20 protein-coding genes are annotated in these 23,253 nt (G+C 45.7%); 14 read left to right on the plus strand and 6 right to left on the minus strand.

Annotation, left to right across the window (positions count from 1 at the left end; translation table 11 throughout):
- Positions 1-18 precede the first annotated feature (18 nt).
- A complete protein-coding gene (locus NSS87_RS02865; protein ID WP_339244606.1) occupies positions 19-1,602 on the minus strand; it encodes a HAMP domain-containing sensor histidine kinase in 1,584 nt (527 codons plus the stop codon).
- A complete protein-coding gene (locus NSS87_RS02870; protein WP_076116779.1) occupies positions 1,599-2,282 on the minus strand; it encodes a response regulator transcription factor in 684 nt (227 codons plus the stop codon). The genes NSS87_RS02865 and NSS87_RS02870 overlap by 4 nt, the downstream gene beginning before the upstream one ends.
- A 463-nt stretch (positions 2,283-2,745) precedes the next feature.
- Here NSS87_RS02870 and NSS87_RS02875 point away from each other — a divergent pair, with 463 nt between their 5' ends.
- The 3 genes from NSS87_RS02875 (at position 2,746) to NSS87_RS02885 (ending at position 7,665) form a co-directional block, all read left to right on the plus strand.
- Positions 2,746-3,909 (plus strand): glucose-1-phosphate adenylyltransferase, encoded by a 1,164-nt coding sequence (locus tag NSS87_RS02875; RefSeq protein WP_042184623.1) that lies wholly within the window; start codon positions 2,746-2,748, stop codon positions 3,907-3,909.
- 122 nt (positions 3,910-4,031) lie between these two features.
- Positions 4,032-5,135 (plus strand): glucose-1-phosphate adenylyltransferase subunit GlgD, encoded by a 1,104-nt coding sequence (gene glgD / locus NSS87_RS02880; protein ID WP_042184625.1) that lies wholly within the window; start codon positions 4,032-4,034, stop codon positions 5,133-5,135.
- A gap of 97 nt (positions 5,136-5,232) precedes the next feature.
- Positions 5,233-7,665 carry a glycogen/starch/alpha-glucan phosphorylase gene (locus NSS87_RS02885; RefSeq protein ID WP_339244608.1) on the plus strand — a complete coding sequence of 811 codons (2,433 nt, stop codon included), beginning with the start codon at positions 5,233-5,235 and terminating at the stop codon, positions 7,663-7,665.
- An 88-nt stretch (positions 7,666-7,753) separates the two neighbouring features.
- On the opposite strand, the gene NSS87_RS02890 is transcribed toward NSS87_RS02885, so the two are convergent.
- A complete protein-coding gene (locus NSS87_RS02890) occupies positions 7,754-8,233 on the minus strand; it encodes a GAF domain-containing protein (protein ID WP_042184630.1) in 480 nt (159 codons plus the stop codon).
- A 227-nt stretch (positions 8,234-8,460) separates the two neighbouring features.
- On the opposite strand from NSS87_RS02890, the gene NSS87_RS02895 reads away from it, so the two are divergent.
- The 3 genes from NSS87_RS02895 (at position 8,461) to NSS87_RS02905 (ending at position 11,020) form a co-directional block, all read left to right on the plus strand.
- Entirely contained in the window at positions 8,461-8,742 is a 282-nt protein-coding gene (locus tag NSS87_RS02895) for a hypothetical protein (RefSeq protein ID WP_094874766.1), read from the plus strand.
- Between the two features lie 184 nt (positions 8,743-8,926).
- Positions 8,927-9,487, plus strand: a complete 561-nt coding sequence (locus NSS87_RS02900) for a GNAT family protein (RefSeq protein WP_339244611.1) — start codon at positions 8,927-8,929, stop codon at positions 9,485-9,487.
- Between the two features lie 24 nt (positions 9,488-9,511).
- Positions 9,512-11,020 carry an MDR family MFS transporter gene (locus NSS87_RS02905; protein ID WP_076285887.1) on the plus strand — a complete coding sequence of 503 codons (1,509 nt, stop codon included), beginning with the start codon at positions 9,512-9,514 and terminating at the stop codon, positions 11,018-11,020.
- A 113-nt stretch (positions 11,021-11,133) separates the two neighbouring features.
- Here the strand turns inward: NSS87_RS02905 and NSS87_RS02910 are convergent, their stop codons facing one another.
- Entirely contained in the window at positions 11,134-11,601 is a 468-nt protein-coding gene (locus tag NSS87_RS02910; protein WP_042123913.1) for a MarR family transcriptional regulator, read from the minus strand.
- Positions 11,602-11,944: 343 nt separating this feature from the next.
- Between NSS87_RS02910 and NSS87_RS02915 the strand changes: the two genes are divergently transcribed.
- From NSS87_RS02915 to NSS87_RS02925, 3 genes are all read left to right on the plus strand, one after another.
- Positions 11,945-13,288: an MFS transporter gene (locus tag NSS87_RS02915; protein ID WP_339244615.1), complete on the plus strand. Its 1,344-nt coding sequence runs from the start codon at positions 11,945-11,947 to the stop codon at positions 13,286-13,288.
- A gap of 201 nt (positions 13,289-13,489) precedes the next feature.
- Positions 13,490-14,230: an ABC transporter ATP-binding protein gene (locus tag NSS87_RS02920; protein ID WP_042184638.1), complete on the plus strand. Its 741-nt coding sequence runs from the start codon at positions 13,490-13,492 to the stop codon at positions 14,228-14,230.
- Entirely contained in the window at positions 14,209-15,489 is a 1,281-nt protein-coding gene (locus tag NSS87_RS02925; RefSeq protein WP_197071259.1) for an ABC transporter permease, read from the plus strand. The genes NSS87_RS02920 and NSS87_RS02925 overlap by 22 nt, the downstream gene beginning before the upstream one ends.
- A gap of 67 nt (positions 15,490-15,556) precedes the next feature.
- Here NSS87_RS02925 and NSS87_RS02930 read toward each other — a convergent pair whose 3' ends face one another.
- On the minus strand, positions 15,557-16,825 hold the full coding sequence (locus NSS87_RS02930) for an NAD(P)/FAD-dependent oxidoreductase (protein ID WP_339244618.1): 1,269 nt from the start codon (positions 16,823-16,825) through the stop codon (positions 15,557-15,559).
- 277 nt (positions 16,826-17,102) lie between these two features.
- Between NSS87_RS02930 and NSS87_RS02935 the strand changes: the two genes are divergently transcribed.
- The 3 genes from NSS87_RS02935 (at position 17,103) to nadE (ending at position 20,254) form a co-directional block, all read left to right on the plus strand.
- Positions 17,103-18,725, plus strand: coding sequence for an ATP-binding protein (locus tag NSS87_RS02935; protein ID WP_339244620.1), 1,623 nt, complete (start codon positions 17,103-17,105; stop codon positions 18,723-18,725).
- A gap of 116 nt (positions 18,726-18,841) precedes the next feature.
- Positions 18,842-19,276 carry a BrxA/BrxB family bacilliredoxin gene (locus tag NSS87_RS02940; RefSeq protein WP_042184644.1) on the plus strand — a complete coding sequence of 145 codons (435 nt, stop codon included), beginning with the start codon at positions 18,842-18,844 and terminating at the stop codon, positions 19,274-19,276.
- A gap of 168 nt (positions 19,277-19,444) precedes the next feature.
- Positions 19,445-20,254: an ammonia-dependent NAD(+) synthetase gene (gene nadE, locus NSS87_RS02945; RefSeq protein ID WP_042184646.1), complete on the plus strand. Its 810-nt coding sequence runs from the start codon at positions 19,445-19,447 to the stop codon at positions 20,252-20,254.
- Positions 20,255-20,340: 86 nt separating this feature from the next.
- Here nadE and NSS87_RS02950 read toward each other — a convergent pair whose 3' ends face one another.
- Complete coding sequence (locus NSS87_RS02950) at positions 20,341-21,162, minus strand: alpha/beta fold hydrolase (RefSeq protein WP_042184648.1); 822 nt, start codon at positions 21,160-21,162, stop codon at positions 20,341-20,343.
- Positions 21,163-21,369: 207 nt separating this feature from the next.
- On the opposite strand from NSS87_RS02950, the gene acpS reads away from it, so the two are divergent.
- A complete protein-coding gene (gene acpS / locus NSS87_RS02955; protein WP_339244623.1) occupies positions 21,370-21,771 on the plus strand; it encodes a holo-ACP synthase in 402 nt (133 codons plus the stop codon).
- Between the two features lie 37 nt (positions 21,772-21,808).
- The gene (mutY, locus tag NSS87_RS02960) at positions 21,809-23,191 is read left to right on the plus strand and encodes an A/G-specific adenine glycosylase (protein WP_339244625.1); all 1,383 of its coding nucleotides are present in this window, start codon (positions 21,809-21,811) and stop codon (positions 23,189-23,191) included.
- Positions 23,192-23,253: the final 62 nt, after the last annotated feature.

The raw sequence follows: 23,253 nt of genomic DNA on the forward strand, positions 1-23,253 counted from the left end.
CATCTATTATAACGGTTGTTACTCTCTCTTGGCTAATCCTTCCTCACAGGGAAGGGTAACCCTAAACGTTGTTCCCTCACCGAGAGTGCTGCTTACACTAATCTTGCCGTGATGTGCCTCCACGATAGACTTGGTAATAGAAAGGCCGAGTCCAGATCCACCATATTTTCGTGTGCGAGAGGAATCGCTGCGGTAGAAGCGATCAAAGATATGTGGGATATGCTCTGGAGAAATCCCGCAGCCGTTGTCTTGCACCGTTAAAATGGCCTCATTTCCTCTAGCATGTAAAGAGAGATGAATGGTGCCAGATTCTGTATCCGTATGCTGAACTGCATTGTGGAACAGATTCAGAATTACCTGTTTGATTTTATTGGGTTCATATTTACCATGGATGCCATACGAGATATCAAAAGTAACTTTGCGCTGATCCGCTAACAAGAGCAGATGCGGCTTCATTTCGGAAATGACCTCACCGAGCAACAGATCCGTCATCCGCAGTTGAGGGGCGCCGTCCATCCGAGCGAGCAGCAGCAAATCCTCCACCAGCTTATTGATCCGTTTCGATTCGCCATGCATGCTTCGCAATGAATTGTATAACTGTTCTTTGTTGTCCGCAGCGCCACGCAGTAAGACCTCCAAAAAACCGTGGATTGAGGTCAGCGGCGTTCGCAGCTCGTGAGAAGCATCGGCAGCGAAGCGGCGCATCTGTTCCTTGGCTTCCCGTTCATTATGAAAGGATATTTCGAGACGCTCGAGCATACCATTGAATGAATGGGCCAGCTTGTCGATCTCAGTCTGGCCTTGGTTAATTGGAAATCGGATATCCAGATTACCGGCATCAATGATCTCGGCGGACTCTCCCATATTTGAAAGAGGGACCAGCGTCTTTCGAAGGGCAGGCAAGTATAGGAAGAAGCCAGCCAATAAAGCAATCACTGACAAACCTGCGTAGATCATCAATTGCTGTAAGATTACATCCGTAAGAGGTCCGGTATTCACGCTCATTTGGAGAAGCAATCGAGTATTTCCAGGTCTATAGAGACTCACGAATATAGCCAGATGTTCAGTGCCGTCATCGGCCTCTATGAGCTTGTAATTTCCTGTTGCTCTATCCGTGGTATGAATGAGCAGATTATTGTATTGCTCATTCGTTAATCTAGGCGCGGCTGAATCAGATAAAGTCATTTGCTGTAAGTCCCTGAAGGTGCCATCTGAGCTATAAATAGCGAGGGTTGTATGGGCATCCAGCAGGAGTGGACGCCTATTCTCACCGGTTCTTTGACCATTTGGGATTTTATTCTCGCCGTTTCTTTCCCCCGGCAAATTGCCGTTATACTCGGTGTTTCCCTCATTCGGAGTTGTGGTGTCCTCGTCATAGGAATTGAAAAAGTTGAAAAACATCTCACGGGGAACAGAACGTATTTGCGCTTCCATAGACTCTGCTCTATTGCTATATATGAAATCCCGCATGAGTATATATTGTAATACTCCGATTAGAAGAAGCAATCCTGATAGAATGAGCAGCGAAATGGCTAGCAGCTGTTTGCGTAGAGAACGTGGTGCGGGCAGCTTACGAAACCATTTAGAGAAGCGCGTACTCATAGATCTACCCGGTAGCCTGCTCCCCGCAGGGTACGGATAATACGGTGCTCCTTATCCCCGAGCTTCTCGCGAAGCGAACGGATATAGACCTCAACGATATTTTCCTCACCACCAAAGTCATAGCCCCACACTTTATCAAGAATCATGGGTTTACTTAGTACAAGGCCGTGATTAATAACGAGATACTGTAATAACTCGTATTCCGTGGGTGAGAGTTCAAGGACTTCTTCCTTGAAGCGAATTTCTTTTCTACGGCTATCAATTCGGAATGGACCGCAGCGTACCTCGCCGAGCAGACCTGGAAACTGATTGCGTAGCCGCGCTTGAATTCGGGCAAGCAATTCGTCGAAGCTGAAGGGCTTGACCATATAATCGTCAGCACCAATAGTGAGACCCTTGACTCGATCGTCCACTTCATCCTTTGCAGTTAGCATGATAACGGCTAGTTCCGTCTCTTCCGAGCGAAGGTAATGACATAACTCGAATCCATCCATGCCAGGCATCATGACATCTAGGATGGCTACATGTGGCTTGAACTCAGCAGCGACCGAGATGGCTGTGATTCCGTCGGGTGCGGTTCTGACTTCAAATCCTTCGTTAAGGAGACCCAACTCTAGAAATTGTAATATATGAGGCTCATCATCTACGAGCAGTAGTCGAACGCCTTGAGCTGCTTTCATCATAGGTACCTCCAAATCAGTGATAGATAGCTACATTATGACATATTCGGTTGAATGTTTGCTGAAGATGAGTCCCTTTGCTTTACGATTAAAGGAGCCTTTTCTTATTTCATGATGATTCAAAGCGGTTAATTTAGTTATAAGTAATATTAATGTGTTTAATAACAAACAAGGTTAAAAAATTCGGATTTTCGAAAATGTGATAAAGGGTTTTGACGGCGGATATAGAACACTTTACAATAAGGATAATCTCCTGATTTTGGTGAAAGTTACCCATTTTAGGAAAGATCATCCGACCGTGTTACATTTCCTTCCACGTTTTTCTCATCTTTGTCCATCTTCCTATCAAGGCTCATTTCTTTCAAGTGTATTTCTTGTTAATTCATTTCTTTTTGGAACTTCTGTTCATTCAACCTGTGCTTGCTGAACTTCATATTACCCATAAGTCAAGGGAGGCTTTTCCATGAAGAAAAAGGAAATGGTAGCCATGCTATTGGCTGGAGGCCAAGGCAAAAGATTGAAAGGTTTAACCAAATCGCTTGCCAAGCCCGCTGTTTATTTTGGAGGGACCTATCGGATCATCGACTTCCCTTTAAGTAACTGCTCCAATTCAGGTATTGATACAGTTGGTGTGCTGACTCAATATGAGCCACTCATACTGCATTCATACATCGGAGTAGGCAGCGATTGGGATTTGAACCGTAAGAACGGTGGGGTATTCGTGTTGCCACCGCATGAACGTGAGAATGGAAGCAGCTGGTATCGGGGAACAGCCGATGCGATTTATCGGAATCTTAAGTTTGTGGATCAGTTTGATCCAGAGCATGTTCTTATTCTGTCCGGTGATCACATTTATAAAATGGATTATCACGCTATGCTTCAATACCACAAGGAAAGAAACGCTGATTGCACAATTTCTGTCATTGACGTTCCGCTGGAGGAAGCAAGCCGATTTGGAATTTTGAATACGGAGGACGATCTAAAAATTTACGAATTTGAGGAAAAGCCCGCTCAGCCAAAAAGCACATTAGCTTCTATGGGTGTGTATATCTTCAAATGGGAGGTTCTCCGCAAGCATTTACTAGAGGATGGGGAGAATGTAGGATCATCCCACGATTTCGGCAAGGATATCATTCCTTTGATGCTGGAGGACGGAAACTCCTTATTTGCGTACCCTTTTGAAGGATACTGGAGAGATGTAGGTACAGTAACTAGCTTATGGGAAGCAAATATGGATTTGCTGAGCGATACTCCGCCACTTAATCTAAATGATCCCAGCTGGCGCATTTTTACACGTAATCCGAATCAACCTGCCCAATATGTTGCCCCTGGGGCGAAAGTGTCAGGCTGCATTATTAATGAAGGCTGCATAGTGCACGGAGAAGTGAATCATTCGGTTCTCTTTTATGGGGTAGAAGTGGGTGAAGGAAGTGTAATTACGGACTCCGTGATTATGCCTAAGGTCAAGATTGGCAAGAACGTACGCATTCATAAAGCGATTATTAGTGAGAATACGGTAATCGACGATTATATGGAAATAGGCATCGAACGGGAGAACGAGAACGAAATTCTGCTGATCGACAATAAAAGCAAAAAACGTAAATCAGCTGTGGCCAAAACCATATAATCAAGCTAAAACGCCTTCGGCGTCCTTCTAGGGACGGTAAGCGTTTATGCGAGATTTATAAGGATAAAGTATATCGTGAAACTTATACTTTCTTATAAATTATAAGAGGACGGTGGATTCCGATGAAGCAACTCATGGGTGTAATTAATCTGGATCATGAACTCGACAAACTAAATGAACTCACTTATTTCCGCTGTGGTGCAGCCGTACCTTTTGCCAGTCGTTATCGGTTGATTGATTTCGTGCTTTCTAATATGATGCGTGCAGACCTGGAGAGCGTTGGCCTGTTCGTCCGCCGTAAATACCGTTCTCTAATGGACCATTTGGGTGACGGGAAATCGTGGGATATGAACCGCAAGCATGGGGGATTATTCATTTTGCCTCCAGACTGGAACGATCCAACGGATACTTCTCTCGGGGACTTACAGCATTATCATAACAATCTGGATCTTTTTAAACGGGGATCTGCTAAATATATCGTGTTTTCCGGCAGCCAGCATATCAATACGATCGATCTTCAGGATTTGTATAGTTACCATCTGGAGAAGGGTGCCGACGTTACAGTAGTGTATAAAAAGATTGAAGAACTGCAGCCAGAACATGATCTATGCCAGCGTATTGAAGTAGACGAAGAGAATAAGGTGACTAATATCCATCATGAGAAAGACCATCCTAATTTATATCTGGATATCTTCATTATGGAGAAAAAACTGTTCTTGGAGCAGGTGGAGCATTGCATTGCGCATGGAGAGAGTTATTTTTTCCGAGATGTAGTTCAGAAGAACCGACACAAATTTAATATCGCCGCATACGAATATCATGGCTATCATGCCGTAATTAATTCATTGGAGAGTTATTATAAGAACAGTTTGGAACTGCTCCAGCAGGAGAATTACTTCAGTTTGTTCAAAGAAAGCCCGGTACAGACGAAGATTAAATACGAGGCTCCAACCCGATACTTGGAAAGTGCTAATGTCAGTAATTCGTTGGTGGCTAATGGCTGCATTATAGCTGGAACGGTAGAGAACAGCGTGATCTTTCGGGGGGTTCAGGTACGGAAGGGAGCGAAGATCATCAACTCAGTAATTATGCAAAAGTGCGTCATCGAAGAAAATGCGGTCATTGAGAATGTAATCATGGATAAAGACGTACATTTGAGTAAGAATCGAATTCTTGTTGGAGATAGCAAACGTCCATTCGTCATCGCCAAGAGCAGCAAGATCTAACGACTGGATTAGATGAACAAAGCAGTATTAACCTATCTGATCTAATGGCACAGTCTGCTGCACTTCTAATAAAAGCATTTGTCAGGAGGACCTACTGTTGTTTAACGATAAAGAATCTTTCAAACAGGTATTCCGTGAGACCCTCATTGGTAAATTAGGTAAACCGCTTGAGGAAGCCTCGAATGCCGATGTCTATAAAATACTGGGCAACATGATTCGTGAGAACGCCGGGAAAAATTGGGCGGAAACGAACCAGAAATATAAGCTCGATAAAGATAAGCAGGTTTACTATTTTTCAATGGAGTTCTTGATCGGTAGGCTTCTGGGGAACAATCTGTTGAATATGGGTGTACTGGAAGTAGTACGTGAAGGTTTAGCGGACCTTGGCTTTTGTTTGCAGGATATAGAAGAGGAGGAATCGGACGCTGGGTTAGGGAATGGAGGTCTCGGTCGTTTGGCCGCCTGCTTCCTGGACTCACTCGCTTCCCTGCAATATGCGGGACATGGCTGTGGTATACGGTATAAATATGGCCTGTTCGAGCAGAAGATCGTTGATGGGTATCAAGTGGAACTTCCTGATTACTGGCTGCAGAATGATAATGTATGGGAAGTGCGCCGCGAAGACAAGCAGGTTGAAGTTAGGTTCTGGGGGACTATTGAGACCCGCGAAGAGAACGGACGACTCGTATTTGATCATACGCAATATGAGGCTGTTCGAGCAGTGCCTTACGATGTCCCTATCATTGGTGCTGATCGCCGGCATGTGAATACATTGCGTAACTGGAGTGCAGAATCCATCACCCAGCCCTCTAGAACCTTTGGTTCTTTTGCCGGGACGGACTATCATAAGTTTCTGGAGTATAAGCGTTCTGTAGAATCCATTTCGGAGTTCCTTTACCCAGATGACTCTCAATACGAAGGTAAGCTGCTTCGCCTGAAGCAACAGTATTTCCTCTGTAGCGCGGGGCTGCAAAGTATTCTGCGTACCTATGCCAAGCTTGGGACTCCTATAGAATCGCTGCCAGACAAGGTTGCTCTTCATATTAATGATACACATCCAACGTTGGTGATTCCTGAATTGATGAGGATTCTGATGGATGTACATGGTTTAGGATGGGATGAGGCATGGAGTATCACGACGCGTATGGTCTCTTACACTAATCACACTATTCTGAGCGAGGCGCTTGAGAAATGGCCTATTCAAATGGTTAGGGAGCTACTGCCACGTATTTTTCTTATCATTGAAGAGATCAATGCGCGTTTCTGTGGCGAGCTTATGAGTCGTTATCCGGGGGATCAGGATCGAATTGCGCAGATGGCGATAATTCATGATGATCAGGTTCGAATGGCTCATCTGGCGATTGTAGCGAGCCATAGTGTCAATGGAGTAGCGGCGCTGCATACAGAAATATTAATGAAGCGCGAGATGCGACTTTTTAATGAAATGTATCCACACCGTTTCAATAATAAGACGAACGGAATTACACATCGGCGATGGTTACTGCATGCCAATCCAGATCTGGCTAATTTAATCAATCAATCGATAGGGACCCGTTGGGTGAGCCATCCTCAAGAAATGATTGGCTTGATTAAATATTGTGAGGATGCTTCCTTCCAGGAACAAGTAGCCAGTATTAAGCGCCAGAATAAGCTTCGTCTTGCAGAGTACATCTACAGTAAGCATTCAGTACATGTCGATCCTGACTCTATCTTTGATGTACAGGTGAAACGTCTACATGCCTACAAGCGCCAGTTGCTTAATATTTTGCATATTCTGCATTTGTACAATCAAATCAAAGATAATCCTTCGATGGATATGGTTCCACGCACGTTTATATTCGGAGCAAAGGCAGCGCCGAGTTATCATCTGGCGAAGCGGATTATCAAACTAATTAATACAGTTGCGGAGGTAGTCAATAAAGATCCGGATGTTAAAGGGAAGATTCGTATCTTTTTCCTTGAAAATTATTCGGTATCCCTAGCAGAAAAGATCATTCCTGCAGCGGACATCAGTGAGCAGATTTCTACAGCCAGCAAAGAAGCATCCGGTACCGGGAATATGAAGTTTATGATGAACGGTGCATTGACGGTAGGGACGATGGATGGCGCAAATGTAGAAATGCATGAAATGGTGGGAGATAACAATATGTTCCTGTTCGGACTTCGTGCTGAGCAGGTCATGGATTACTACCAGCATGGCGGTTATCATGCGCGTGATATTTACAACGGGGATAGTCGTGTGAAAGAAGTGCTGGATCAGTTAATCAAACCAGGACCTATATGTTGTCACGCTACGGAGTTTGAGAGCATTTTCCACTCTCTTCTGGATAATAACGATGAGTTTTTTGTCCTGAAGGATTTCGCTAGTTACGTTGAGACGCACGTCGAAATTGATCGGGCATATCGCAACCGGCAAGAATGGCTGAAGAAGTCCATTATTAATATTGGTCATTCCGGTAAATTCTCCAGCGATAACACAATTAGTCGCTATGCAGCTGAGATTTGGAACATTAGTCCAGTTCGACTGTAGGATCAACATAAAAAGGCTGTCTTATAAGTAGGTAACCCCTACAAATAAGACAGCCTTTTTTCTTATGGGATATAAAACGAAGAAATTTTTAGATAGCTTCCGATACTAAAGCTGCGAACCGCTCCAGAAACCGGCGTTCTTCATCATCAAAGCGATCCTTGAGCGGACTGTCGATATCAAGTACGCCAAGCAAGCGATCATCCTTTATTAAAGGAACAACAATCTCGCTGTTGGAGGCTGCATCACAGGCGATATGACCTGGGAATGCATGCACATCACCTACTACAAGTGTGCGCCGCTCGGCGGCTGCCGTTCCGCACACCCCGCGAGATAGCGGAATTCGAATGCATGCAGGGAGGCCTTGAAAAGGTCCAAGTACTAGCTCCTTGCCGTCAAATAAATAAAAACCGGCCCAATTCGTATCCGGTAGAGCGTGTTTAAGTAGTGCCGAAGCATTAGCCAGATTGGCTGTAGCACTTGGTTCGTCCTTTATCAATGCTTCGAGTTGGATTAGAACGGCTTCAAACTGCTCGCTGCGCGTTCCATCATATGGCATAGCTTGAAACATGAAGCATCACCTTCCTGTACTTTAAATTCAATATGAAACCATAACTGTAACTAACAACATAGTACAGCTATGAGGGGTACGTCAAGACACAACATTGTTTTGTAATAATTTGGGATGGGCTATGACCCCTCTGTAGCACTGAACCCTTGTGATGATGTTTCCAATGAACTGTCATAGGGTAATGCAAGAGTAAATACCGAAGGCTTTGTTGCCAGAAGGAGTGGAATATGCGCGCTGATGTACAGAACTTGTTCATAGGAATTCACATGCTTTATTGTGCTCATGATAAAGATGTGACGATCTCGGAGATGCTGCTCGGACTGGAAGACATGGGGTATCGTGTAGGAGAACGCGAAGTGAAACAGGAATTGGAAAAGCTGACGCTGGACAACTTTCTGACTGCACATAGTGAAGGGTACAGTATTACTGGCACGGGTATTGAAGAGTTCAAGGATATTCGAGCCAAACTTCAGGTGCTGTGTAGTGAAGTTATTCAGGGAGCAGAATGAAATCATTTAAAGCAAAGTTCCATAAAAGTGTCTGTATCAAGGGAGAATTACCCTTCTGATGCAGGCGCTTTTTACGTGAGAGGATACAATTTGTTCTTTTCAAAGTTAAAGAAATTAGAACTTTTAGCTTAAGGATATACTCTTGAATGATGTATAATTGATAAGTTGAAGGGGGAGCGGAGAATTGTATCTATACAATGGAGTGACACCTACACTGATCGGTAGAAGATTAAAATTATGTGCTATGACTACTGAACATGCTTCAGCGTTATTTCAGGTTTGGTCTCATCCGGAAGTTTCTCACTGGCTGGGTGCACCGGCATTATCCTCTATAGAAGAGACGAAGCAGCTTATCGACCTTCTATCACAGATGGCTCAGGAAGAGGAGAGCTTACGTTGGAGTATTATTGGACCAGGGGAGGAAGTCATAGGTAGCTGTGGATATAACCATTGGCAGCTTCAGGGAGCTTACCGTGGTGAAATAGGCTGTGATCTGTCGCCTGCCTTTTGGGGGCTTGGATATATGAAAGAAGCGCTTGGGCTTGTACTCGATTTTGGTTTCAATATTATGGGCTTGAATCGGATTGAAGCGCTCTGTCATCCTGATAATATCCGTGCGGAGAGGCTGGTTCATACGCTTGGATTTCAGAAGGAAGGCGTATTGCGTCAATACAGGCAGATCGCTTCCGGCTTTCAGGATACTGCTCTCCATGCTCTACTGCGCGAGGAGTGGCAATCCACTTAATACATAAAGAGAGGGTTTGGAATATTGAAGTCAACAGGGGATTTAGAACGTAAACTAATATTAACAGGGGTACTGCTGGCCACGTTTCTGGCGGCTATTGAGGGAACTGTAACAGGACCAGCCGGACCGGCGATTGTAGGCGACTTTCAGGGAATGCAGTGGCTGAGCTGGATATTTACTTCATATTTACTGGCAATGGCTATTACTACACCTATTTTCGGCAAAATCAGTGATCTGTTCGGACGCAAGCCTGTATTCATGTGGGGAGCGGCTGTTTTTTTACTAGGCTCATTATTATGCGGCATATCTCAAAGTATGGAACAGCTGATCCTGTTTCGCGCGATACAGGGGATCGGTGCGGGTGCACTTATTCCAATGACCTTTACCATTATCGGTGATATTTACAGCATTGAAGAAAGAGCAAAGACACAAGGGTTGCTAAGCTCTGTATGGGGGATTTCCTCTTTGGTAGGGCCACTGCTTGGTGGCTATGTGGTAGATTACTTAAGCTGGCGCTGGGTATTTGTATTCAATCTGCCATTTGGCGTGTTAGCAATGGTATTTATTGCGCGCTACCTGAAGGAAGAAAAGGTGCGTCGGAAGACACAGATCGATGTGCCAGGCGTCCTTCTGTTCGCGGCAGGCATGGGTGCTCTACTCTTTGGACTCTCCACGGGAGGGCAGAACCTGGCATGGACCTCTCCGTTACTACTCGCAACACTGGGTGCAGCAGTTATCCTGCTAATCTTATTTTTGTTTGTGGAGCGCCGTGCACCAGAGCCTATGCTTCCGCTGAACCTATTCTCAAATCGTAATATCGCAGTATCAACAGGTGCTAACCTGCTTGTAAGCACATTAATTATTGGACTTTCTACGTACATCCCTTTATGGGTTCAGGGCGTTTCTGGAAAAAGCGCTGCGATCTCAGGCTTGCTGCTTGCGCCAATGTCTGTAGGCTGGATGTTTGGGTCAATCGCAGGCGGACGAATGATTCTGCGAGCAGGTTCTCGCCGAACGGCAATGCTTGGATTGATGATGATTGCTGCTGGAGCTATTGGTCTGGTTTTCTTGACAGGAGAGTCTTCACAGGTAATCCTCTTATGCTTGATGCTGGTCTGTGGGGTAGGCTTCGGATACTCCTCTACGGTCTTCACGATTATCGCTCAGTCGTCGGTTGCGTATGATCAACGCGGTGCGTCCACAGCACTTAATGCATTTACAAGGTCCCTAGGTCAGACCATTGGGGTGGCTATTTTCGGTTCCTGGCTGAACTTGAATATTGATCAGCTGTTGCGAAAACAACCGGATTCAAACGTTACAGGTGATGATATTAATAAGCTGCTAGGCTCGCATACAGGCACTAACCTCTCCGGCGAAGTATCAAACAGTTTACGTGGTGCACTAGAAGGGGGACTTCATTCACTATTTATTGTGATGGCAGTTTTCGCAGTCTTGTCACTAGTTATATCTTGGGGTTTGCGCAAGGGTGTACCTTCAGTAGAGGATGCTACGTCGTCTTTGAAAAAGGCATAACTCATTCTCTAAATCACATAAAGAAGCCCGACCGGGTATTTACCGGTCGGGCTTCTTCGTGCAATAACAGCTTGTCTAACACATATGAAGTAAAAGCAGCCTAGCCTCTAGCTCTACTTACGGGGAAGAGGAGAAAGCTTCTCAGCTTGCAGACCCATCTTCTTGAGCAGAGTGATCATTTGTTCCTTCTCTTCATCATTCAGTCCGCTGAAAGCAAGATGAAGACGCTCTGAGTATTTCGGATACATCTCATTCATGAGACGTTCGCCTTCCGCGGTCAACTCTGCGAAAATAACACGACGATCACTTGGACAAGGCTTGCGTTGCAAATAGCCGCGTTCTTCGAGCTTGTCGATAACGTAAGTCACGTTGCCGCTCTGTAGCAGTAGTTTGGCACCAATTTGTTGAATGGGCTGTGGTCCCTTATAGTACAACACTTCCATGACGGCAAAGGCAGTAGGGTTAAAACCTTCAATTTTGCTGCCGGTAACAGCATGCTCATTAATACTCTTGAATGATTTGGCAAATACCCGGTACAAATGTAGTGTTAATTGTGTATCACGTTCATAAGATTGTATCATGCTTCTCCACCCTCTATCGTTAATCATGTGAACTCGTCGCACGTCTGTAATCATATTAATTAGTGCACGGTTTACCTGTGCAACGAACTTTGAGATAACAATAGAATACGTGAAAGATCGAATGAAGAACATGTGATTTGTCACAATGAGCAACTTTTAATTATTAAAAATCAAACAATTTTTTGAAGATGCTGAAATTGAATGTTTTTTTACTTCAGTCTCTGAAAGGATATCAATTTCATCCCCCGGTTCAGTGTTATTTACGCCTCCAGACGGATGAATGACAATCCCCAATATTTTACTATTATTTCATTGAGAAATAGTAACGGGGAGTGAAGGAAGGATGGAGGAACATCATATTGATGGTTTAAAAGAAAGTAAGCTAACCGCAAATAAACCATTCATGCTGCTTATTGCGGCACAGCTTGTATCGAATGTAGGAGACTGGTTGCATATACTAGCGCTACTGACAATGGTAGGGTTTAAATGGAATGCCACACCGTGGGAAATTACGGCTATATCTTTATGTATGGCAGTGCCTTTGCTCTTAGGAGGACCGTTTGCAGGTTATTTAAGTGATCGTTTTAACCGCAAGGCACTAATGATTGGTTCGGATATAGCCCGTGCAGCGGTTGTTATTTGCTTGGTATTTGCAGGCTCGCTGTGGCAGGTTTATGTGCTGCTGCTGGCTAAGGGATGTATGGATGTGCTGTTCTCTCCGGCCAAAAGCGGAAAGATTAAGGAACTTGTTCCTGCGGCTCAGATGGATAAAGCAATGGCGCTTAGCTCATCTATAGAGCAGATAACTAAAATTGTGGGTCCAGCTCTTGGTGGATTGCTAGTTGCAGCCTTCGGCATATCTGTTTGTTATATGATCGATTCTGCTACATTCGTTTTATCAGCGATTATTTTGCTTGGATTACCGCGTACAGCTGTGATAAAGAAGGAAGATACGGAAGCAAGCGGGGGGGATACGGAGGTGCGTAAATCCTTCCGCCAAGAAATGTCGGCAGGTCTGCATGTGATTGCAGGAATGCCTGTAGTGCTGTGTGGCATTGTTATGCTAGTACTGGTGCTGCTAATGCTACAGATCGGAGACTCTCAGATTGTAACGTTATTCCGGGAGATTCCAGGTGTGAACGGAGATCTGCTGGGGTGGTGTGTAGCAGCCAGTGGCTTTGGAACCTTGCTATCTGCGCTGCTTGTAAGCCGATTAGGCAGTGGTAAGCATCCGCTTATTTTTATGGGATTAGGTGCTGTAATCATGGGCGTTGTCTTCTCAAGTGCAGGGATCGTAACTGCTCATGGTCAAGCCGGAATCTGGATGAACATTGCTTTGTTTGGGTCCTTCATGTTTGCTGGTGTGGGTGCAGGACTAGCGTTTATCCCCTTCAATTCAATGCTCCAGCAACGGACACCTGCGGAATACACGGGTCGTGTATTTGGAACCATAGGCAGCCTGACAAGCGCAGCTGTTATTCTAGGACCTGTAGCCGGTGGAGCCTTAGTGACAGCATCTGGGCCGGTATCTGCCTTTATTCTATCTGGTTTGCTTACAGGATTGCTAGGACTAGGGCTGTTAATGCTGCGTGGTAAAATCGAGCGCAGGGATGAAGCGGCGATCAAGAAGCAGGAAGGAATAGCTGCGACGAATAACATGGACCTTGTAGGACAGACCTCCCTTTGATGGGAGGTTTCTTTTATTCGATATTTCGCAGGGCTTAAGTTATTATTGTGAAAAAAGCAGCTTGATTATTTTCAGGAAAAATATATAGTACGATTAGATAAGTTGCGATTGCCTCTGTTGATCATTTGAATATCATTCATATACGCAATAGGGAATGCAATTTATAATAGTATTTATTAGAAGTACTAGGAGATGGAGAGTATGGAAAAAGAAGAAACTACAGTGGATACCGAGAGCTATGACGACATTGTGCTCGATGTTGAGATCGATGAAGCTGGCTATGAAGCGGGAGATCCTTGCATATTCGATATTTCTTTTCAAGTGAAGCGAGGTCAACTGCTCGGACTGATCGGACCTAATGGTGCTGGGAAAAGTACAACCATTAAGACCCTGCTTGGTTTGTTGAAGAATACCAAGGCTAAGGTGTCTTTTAGTGGAGTTAATAAATCTTACGCTTATGTTCCGGAGCAGCCTGTGTTTTATGAGGATTTGACATTGTGGGAGCACTTGGATTTAGCGGCCGCTGCCTATGGACTGAAGTACGAACAGTTCGAAGAAACTGCAGAAAGACTGTTGAAGCAGTTTGGTATGGGCCATGTGCGCAATGATCTTCCAGCTGGATTCTCTAAGGGCATGAAACAAAAAATGATGCTAATGCTTGGCTTCTTGGTACAACCGGATGTTTATATTGTGGACGAGCCATTTATTGGTTTAGACCCCCGCGCCACTAAAGATTTCCTGCGGCTGCTAGAAGCGGAGCGGAAGCGCGGAGCTGGTGTATTAATGTCTACGCATGTACTGGATACAGCAGAGAAGATATGCGATGATTTCGTATTGATCTCCGGGGGAAAGGTTGCCGCCTCAGGAACACTCGAAGATATACGTGATTATGCTGGACTGCCGGAGGCGTCGTTGTTTGATTGCTTCGACGAATTAACATGAGTAAGCAGGGACAGCGGGCGTTTGCTTTTTCTAACGCTAAACAACTATTCAGACGGCGGCTATTCTCTCATTGGCGTGAGCAATCCGCTATTATCCGTACGGCGGCTGATTGGACCGTTCTTTTATATATTCTTATTCCCGGGGGATTATTGGGAGGGCGTTTGTATTATGGGTTCTGGAATGAGGCGCTACCGGCTTGGAGTGTGAATTTGCCGTTTATGCTCATTCCTTCATTATTAGTGCTCTTGATCTGCAACGGGGGCTTGGTGCTATTATTGCAGGAAGGCGATCTATTATTTCTTAGACAACGGCAACGATGGATGAATACGATCCTATTTCGCGGGTTGCTCTACAGCCTGATTGTAACCTCGCTGAAGTTCTGTGTAGCTTTTGCACTGTTACTGCCTTTTCTGATTCGGGGATTTGAGATGACGTCATCGGAGGTATGGGCGCTGTTCGCGCTGACCTTGGCGTGCAGCTGGTGTGTGAAGCTACTGGGACATCTTGTAAAAGTACAGAAGCAAGGCTGGCGCCGCTGGTTATGGCTATTTCTGGCGATCTCCGTCCCGAACGCTATTTATTTCAGAGTAGCTAGCCTTTGGAATGATCGCCCGCTCATCATATTGCTGAGTGCGGTTGTATTCACAGTCGTTGCAATATTTGCTTTCCGGTGGCGCTTATTGATGCGTGGGACATTTATGAACGATGTGCGGGAGGACTACAAGCAGCGAATGAAGATAGCGGCCATACTGCTCCGCCATGTTCTGGATAAACCTCGCCCGACTCGCCATAAGCCATGGATTTTCCGGAAGTCGCAGCCTTTGCTTAAATCAAAGACTGCCGAGAGCCGTTTCTCTGCGGCAGCGATTAAGGCACTCATACGGAATCCGGCCCATTTGAAGCTTTACTTGGCTTTCACTGCCGTGTCCGCGGTAGCGATCCTTATCATTCCATCGGGATTTAAATGGCTAGGATTTGTAGTATTAACATCGCTTATGACTTTTTGGCTGTTTTCGTTCTGGTCTTTGTTTGTTGGGGATGATTACATCGGGATACTTCCATTTACGAAAGAACAAAAGGCTGAAGCGGGTATGCATGCGGTCCCTATTTTATTACTTCCCTTTACAATGATTACCTCCGCACTAATCTGTCTCTCTTTATATGGATGGTGGGGGATCATCTTGTTCGTACCGGTTGGATACATGGTTGGACTCTTTATAAGCAGAATATTTGGTACGTTCCGATTGGGCAAAGATTGATAGATAGATAAAAAAACAGCGTGACTTGAGAAACCTCTCAAGTCACGCTGTTTTTAGTTGCAACGCATTAACTAAGGCGAAGGTCAGCGGCATGTTTGCCTGCTGTATATCCAGTAGAGAACGCTGCTGTAATATTGTAGCCACCAGTGTAGCCATGGATATCGAGTACCTCTCCACAGAAGAATAACCCCTGCATAAGCTTAGATTCCATTCTTTTGGGATCGATCTCTTTCAGATTTACGCCGCCACCCGTAACAAAGGCTTCGGACAGGGAGCGGGTACCATGAACATTAACGGGCATCCTTTTCAAGATACCTGCTAGCGCATGCAATCCATTCTTGGATACATGATGACCCGTAATATCTCCATCGAGGTCAGCTTTAGCTAACAAGAGGGGAATGAGACGTTCTGGCAGCAGCCCCTTTAGTGAATTGCGGATCGCTTTCTTCGGCTCCTGGTCCAGCTTGTCCTGCAGCGATGATTCCACTTCTTGCAAGTTCAGATCAGGGAAGAGATCGATGGACATCTCAACCGTGTCATTCCCTGATTTACGCTGGACCTGTCTCAGAAATTGGCTGCAGCGCAGTACAATTGGCCCGGATAATCCAAAATGGGTGAAGATCATATCTCCACGATGAGAAATGACCTTTTTTCCTTTTGGATTCCATACAGTAAGTGTCACATCGCGTAGCGACAATCCTTGCAGCTCACCGGATTTAATCCACTCTTCCCGTGAAATAATCGGTACCTCTGTCGGAAATAGCTCAGTAATGGTGTGGCCTGCGGCTTCAGCCCATGGGTACCCATCTCCAGTAGAGCCGGTCTGAGGAACGGACTTTCCTCCGGTGGCGATGATTACGGCAGCACTGGAAATCATTTTGCCCGAGCCCAGCTGAACGCCTTTAACAGCCCCTTCTCCATATATTACACGTGAAACAGGACTATCCGTCATAATCTGCACACCTAGACCCCGTACTTTGTTGATTAAGGCGGAGACGACGCTGGAGGCCTTATCGGAGACGGGAAACATCCGTCCGTTGTCTTCTTCCTTTAATGCAATGCCTAAGCCTTCAAAAAAGGCAATGATATCTTGATTATTAAAATGGTCGAAGGCGCTATACAAAAACCGCCCGTTTCCCGGGATATGGGAGATTAACTCATCTCTCTCCTTGACGTTCGTTACATTGCAGCGTCCGCCACCAGATATCCCGAGCTTTCGTCCTAGCTTAGCTCCCTTGTCGATCAGTAGTACGGATGCCCCGTGTTCTGCTGCGGCCACGCTTGCCATTAATCCCGAAGGGCCGCCACCTATGACGATCACATCGAAGTTGCTCATGAAATTTTACTCCTTTACATGTTAAGACACGGGTGTTACTTCGTGTTTTCCTAACGGAATCATACCATTCTGACTGTCATGTAACCAGTCTTGTCCGCTCACTTGGTTATAATCGTTGTCAGGAGAGTAATCCTGTGCTTTAATCTAGTCATGTAGGGCAATTTGTCCATTTTGGGGTGTGATTGTAATTATTGGCGCAATTAAGGATATATTATTGCAAATATCGGCAGCATGCTCCTTTCTTTTTCTGATTCAGTGGTGGGTGGACCGAGGGCTTGTGGCTCGAAAAAAAGGTAGTTTCCCGGATAATCAAACTTTTTTGGTTTTGGCGTGTGCGTTAAGTCTTATGCTATGCTCTCTTCTTTCGACGACTTTATTCGGTATTGCTTATTTGAATTTAGGAATGATTCCTGCTTATATCGGTATTTTATATGGAACTGTACGTTCAGGCATTCTGCTGTCCATCTTTTTGCTTGTCTGTAATATATTCATTGCAGAGCCAGCAGGAATAAGTAATATGATATTAAATTCAGGAATATTATTATATCCGTTGCTGTTTGGGCTGGCTAAGCCTTTTAAGAAAGGCACAGTGGTAGAGAAGATAGGTATGTTATGGATGGTTCTTTGTCCGAATATGTTGTTCATTGCACTTGTGCCTATTATAGGTGGAAAAAATATATATGAGGCTCATTCTGGCGAGTCACTTTTGATTACTTTGTATCTATTTTTCAGCATCGCACTAGGCGGTATTTTTGTTTATTTTGTTGAAATGGTCTGGAGTAGTTGGCGGGCTAAAATACATATGGAAAGTATAAGTGATAATTTCCAGTGGGAGTCTGAGAAGCTGCAGCAGATTACAAATGTAGTACCTCTGAGTATTATGTCCCTGGATGATCACGGAGTTGTGACCGACCTCAATGATTGTATGTTGGGAATGGCACGAATTCATTATCCCAATTTGAAAAGGGAAGATATTATTGGCAAGCCGGTTAGGGAATTTTTTAATGGTTCAGCGGATGTTGATGCATATATGAGGGTACGGGATAACATTCAGCATAAACGGCGTTCCCATGAGCGAATGATTCATGGAACGCGGATCTATCAAATTTATTCAGCACCACTAATGCATAAGAACTCAGGATTAACGAGTGGAGTGGTACTCATTGCACAGGATATTACGGATGAAGTGAAACTCCGCTCAGAGCTGGATCATGTGGAACGATTGAGCTTAGTAGGGCAGATGGCTGCCGGAATTACCCATGAGATTCGTAATCCTATGGCGGTAGTTCGCGGATTTTTACAGCTAATGAGAGAAAAGAGCTCGGATGATTTGGATTCTTATTATCAGATCGTATTGGAGGAGCTGGATCGGGCGAATAGCATTATTAATGATTTCCTATCGCTGGCACAAAGCCGGATATCCGATAAGGAGAAAGTGCTATTACACCGAGTTATAGAAGAAGTCAGTCCGCTGCTGTGGGCGGATGCTAATCTTCGTGGTCAAAGTGTTGAGCTAAAGCTGAACGCATCCATCCATGAATTGGAGTTAAACGTTCGGGAAATCAAGCAGCTTATCCTTAATTTAGGCCGCAACGGCATGGAGGCTATGGGATCCAAGGGGATTCTGACACTGGAAACACATAGTACTCAGGAACAAGTGGAGCTAATTGTAAGGGATAGAGGAATCGGTATGTCGGACAGTCAACGAGAGAAGCTGTTTTCCCCTTTCTTCACAACAAAAAGGGAGGGAACGGGTCTAGGGTTATCCTTGTGTCTCAGTATTGTGGAACGGCATAACGGTAAAATAACTGTAGATTCTGTAGAAGGAGAGGGTACAGTATTTACCATCTCATTCCCTTTAGTAAAGGATGAATATAGTGAAGCCATGCTTACGGATTAAATCAGGTTACTGTAGCATCTCTTGCTTTCACAGAGTATGAATGTATAATAAAGTTAGTAAGTACTGCTGTAATGTTATCTGACAAAACAGTAATCAGTGAAGGAGAGTGCAGAGAAATGTCCATGTCTTTTAATCAATATATGAGAGATTCGATTCAGCCTATGCGTGATGACCTTACAAGCATTGGGTTTCAGGAGCTTATGACTCCAGAAGAGGTGGAAGCCACTCTTCCTACCGCAAAAGGTACGGCGCTTGTAGTCGTGAATTCGGTCTGTGGTTGTGCCGCTGGACAATGCCGTCCTGGTGTAGCTCAGGCATTGCAAAATGAGATCGCTCCGGATCACTTGTTCACAGTGTTTGCAGGTCAAGAGAAAGAAGCTACTGCTAAAGCGCGTGAATATTTTGCTCCTTATCCGCCATCTTCCCCTTCCATCGCATTGATGAAGGATGGAGAGCTCGTTCATTTTATTGAACGCCATAGTGTTGAAAATCGTTCGGCTGCTGAAATTGCTGCTGAGTTGAAAGAAGTTTTTGATCGTTTTTGCAAGTAAAAAAGTTATTCCATATAATCTCGCATTAGTCGGTAATTCGGCTGTTGCGGGATTTTTCAAAATATAAGAGCGATAATGGGATAGAATATACTTAGAAGCATAGAGCTTCACTTGGTATGGATATTTTGATGGATATGGAACCATTTCTGATGGAACGGGGTGTGGTTTGTGAGTTTGCAGGAAGAAATTATTGCAGATCTTGGTGTGAAGCCAACGATTGATGTAGAAGCAGAGGTACGCAAACGGGTTGATTTCTTAAAGTCGTACGTGCTGAAGGCAGGTGCCAAAGGATTATTGATCGCCATTAGCGGCGGGGTGGACAGCGCGGTAGCTGCGGGTCTGTGTAAGCAGGCTACGGACGAGCTGTCGGCTCAAGAAGGCACAGAGTATATTACGCTTGGCGTATACCAGCCATATGGTGTTCAAGAGGATATCCAGCACAGCTATGATGTCGCAAAAGCTTTTAATCTGACCCATACCGTGGAGACAAACATTGAGGAAGCTGTAAATGAGATTGCGCTTGAAGTTGAGCATAGCCTGAAGTCCTTGGGCCAACATCGTCATATGACCCATCAAGGCAAGGGGAATGTTAAAGCGAGAACACGTATGGTTATGCAATATGCGCTCTCTTTTGAGAACAATCTGATTGTAGTAGGAACGGATCATGCTTCAGAAGCCATTACGGGTTTCTACACCAAGTGGGGGGATGGCGCTGTAGATATTACACCTCTATCCACACTTAACAAACGTCAGGTTCGTCAATTAGCTGCTCATATTGGTGTGCCTGCGGATATTGTTACTAAAGCACCTACGGCAGGCTTATGGCCGGGGCAGACGGATGAAACCGAGCTGGGCATTACTTATGATGATAATAGCGATTATTTGGAAGGCAAACAGGTTAACCCTGAGGTAGCGGAGAAACTCGAGAATTATTACCGGAGAACGGCGCATAAGCGCAATGTCATTCCTGGAATTTAGAATAGGTAGAAGTAGAAACCGCCACGGGTCTGCGTTGTAGCAGCTCTCGTGGCGGTTTTTTGTAAGATGGATAAGCTACAAGAATCTTAGTTAGCCAGCGTTTGATCGATAAAATTAGTGGTCGAAGCAATCGCAAGCTCCAATTGTGGGGTAGTGCCGGCAAAAGGATGCACAGTACCGAAGGTATGATTACCCTCAGGAATATGAACCCAGTTAATATCGGGTCGGAGCTCAGTGAGCTGCTCAGATCCTTGCCGGAGGTGCGCTCCATCCAGACTGCCTTGAATAAGAACAACTGGGAAGGACGCTGTCTTCATGCGTTCAAGGATATTATAACGTTCTTGTTGGTTCTCCATATCTTCTAAAATAACAGCATCCAGCGGCATTTGTTGGCCTGTGCGTGCATTAAGGACATGGGTTCGTCCTGTTTGCTTCATCTCCTGCTTTTGTTCTTCCGTCAACAAATCGAGCTTCGTAACCCCGTTCCAGGAGATGACCCCGCTAACTTCACTCGGATGATCAAGCGTGTAGACTAGACAAATGCCCCCTCCAAGACTATGTCCTAGAAGGAATAAGGGCAAGCTGCCGAATTTCGGGTGCTGGCTAAGGTAGGACAACAGTATTTCCATGTCCTTCAGCTCGCGACGAAAGGTGTTGCGGGCGAATTTCTCAAGCTCGGTAAAATGCAGCAGATCCTCTCCGATTCCAGCATGAGAGAAGTTGAAGGTGATCACTTCATGATCTTGGCTGAGAGTAGTGGCTATGTAAGGAAACATCCCCCAATCTTTGAAGCCCTTGTAGCCGTGTGCAATAACGATAAGGCTCTTAGGTGCTTCTTGGGCAGGAAAGTGTGAGCAGCGGAGAACAGCGTCTTCACCAGCGGGTATTTCGAAATTACGATGCTGCATAGGGTAATCCCCTCTCTCTATATATAAATGAAGTAAATCAGCTAGTCCATCACGAAAGCGGCTAGATAGACTTCCAAAGCATTTTCTTTTAAGATAGCAGAAAGAATCTTATAGGACTATAATTTAAAATTGAAATGAATGACCTGTATAATGATCATACCATTATTGAAGTAGTATAGGATACACGTCCATAAGGAGCGTGAAATTTTGATTTACGGAATCGGACATGATGTGTTAGAAATTGAGCGAATCTCAGAGGTAATACGCAGGGGACAGGGCAAGAAATTCAACCAGCGCATCCTAACGGAGCAAGAGTACCAGCTTGCTGAGCAACGAGGTGGAAGGTTGGCTGAGTTCGTAGCCGGGCGTTTTGCTGCCAAGGAAGCTGTTGTGAAGGCTTTAGGTTGTGGCATTGGTAATGTGGTTGGTTTTCAGGATATTGAGATATTACCTGGCCGCAAAGGTAAGCCGGAAGTAACCTTATCATGCGAAGCCTGGAGCAGACTAGATCTACCTGAAGGACAGAAGTATACCATTCATCTTACGATAACGCATGGCCGTGATTTGGCTTCAGCTTTTGCGGTGGTGGTGGAGGAGCTAGGTTCATGAATTGAACCGTGATTATAGAAGGGCAAGGAGAGTTACAATGAAACAACAAGAACGACAGGATTTGCAGGAACGAGAAGAAGGACGAGAGTTAAAAAAAGGACAAGATCTGCAAGATCAAGATGAACGACCAAAACAGCTGGATTTTAAAGAAGGACAAGATAAACAAGATCAGGAGCTGCGGGAGGCCAAGCAATATTTCAGTTATCATTTGCTGGAGTGGTATCAAGGGCAGAAACGGGATTTGCCTTGGCGCAGGCACCGCAATCCTTATTATATTTGGATTTCTGAAATCATGCTGCAGCAGACAAGGGTAGATACTGTAATCCCTTATTTTAATCGTTTTATTGAACGCTTTCCGACGGTGGAGTCACTCGCTGACGCCCCTGAAGAAGACGTGCTTAAGTGTTGGGAAGGCTTAGGGTATTATTCCCGCGCACGTAATATACAGCATGCAGCCAAGCAGGTAAAGGAGCTTTATGGTGGACAGGTGCCGAATGACCGTGATGCGGTGTTCAGCTTAAAGGGAGTGGGTCCTTACACAGCAGGGGCTATTCTCAGCATCGCGTTTAATCGGCCAGAACCAGCGGTAGATGGTAATGTAATGCGGGTGTTGTCCCGATACTTCCTCATCGAGGATGATATCGCTAAGGGACCCACCCGCGTGAAAATGGAGCGCCTGGCGGCTGAGCTGATCCCGGAGGGGGAAGCTGCCTCATTTAATCAGGCGCTTATGGAGCTCGGGGCGCTCGTATGCACCCCGAAATCACCGAGCTGCTTAACCTGCCCGGTGATGGAGCATTGCGCTGCGCGCCTGGCGGGCTGCGAGACTTCGCTGCCCGTCAAGACCAAGGCCAAGCCGCCGCGCCCAGAGGAGCGGCTGGCGGCCTTAATCGAGGGCCGCGGTGCCCACGCGGGCCAAGTGCTCATCCGGCAGCGGCCACAAAGCGGGCTGTTAGCCCGCATGTGGGAGCTGCCGCACTGGCAGGCGCCGCCAGCGGAAGGCGGCGCTAAGAGCGCGCGGCTGCCGGAGGCCGCGGCGCTGGACCGGCTGCGCCGGTCACTGCGGCAGGCCGGGATCTCCGCCCGGCCTGAGGAGCACTGGATGGCTGCTGAGCATATCTTCAGCCATATTGTGTGGACCCTGCAGGTGTATCGGTGCAGGGAGGAGGACGCCCTTCCGCTGCCAATAGCGGCAGAAGTACGGGCAGCCTACACCGCGGATGCAGGCCTGTTCCCAGAGATGGACAGCAGCGTGCCCGTCGAGAAATTTGAGGACGGTAATGCTAGTCCAGAGGATGGCGGAGCCGTGCGCTGGATCAGTCGTGAGGACATGGCTAATTATGCGTTCCCTAATGTCTTCTTGAAGCTGCTGAACCTTTATTTCGATGAGCAGGAAGAGCTGGCGAAGTCGGGGAAGTAGCAGATTATCCGATGTGGCAAAAGAATGAGTTGTAAGAGAAGCAGCAGATATACGAGAAGTGC

It is taken from the genome of Paenibacillus sp. FSL F4-0243 (genome assembly GCF_037963295.1).
Taxonomy (GTDB): Bacteria; Bacillota; Bacilli; order Paenibacillales; family Paenibacillaceae; genus Paenibacillus_AQ.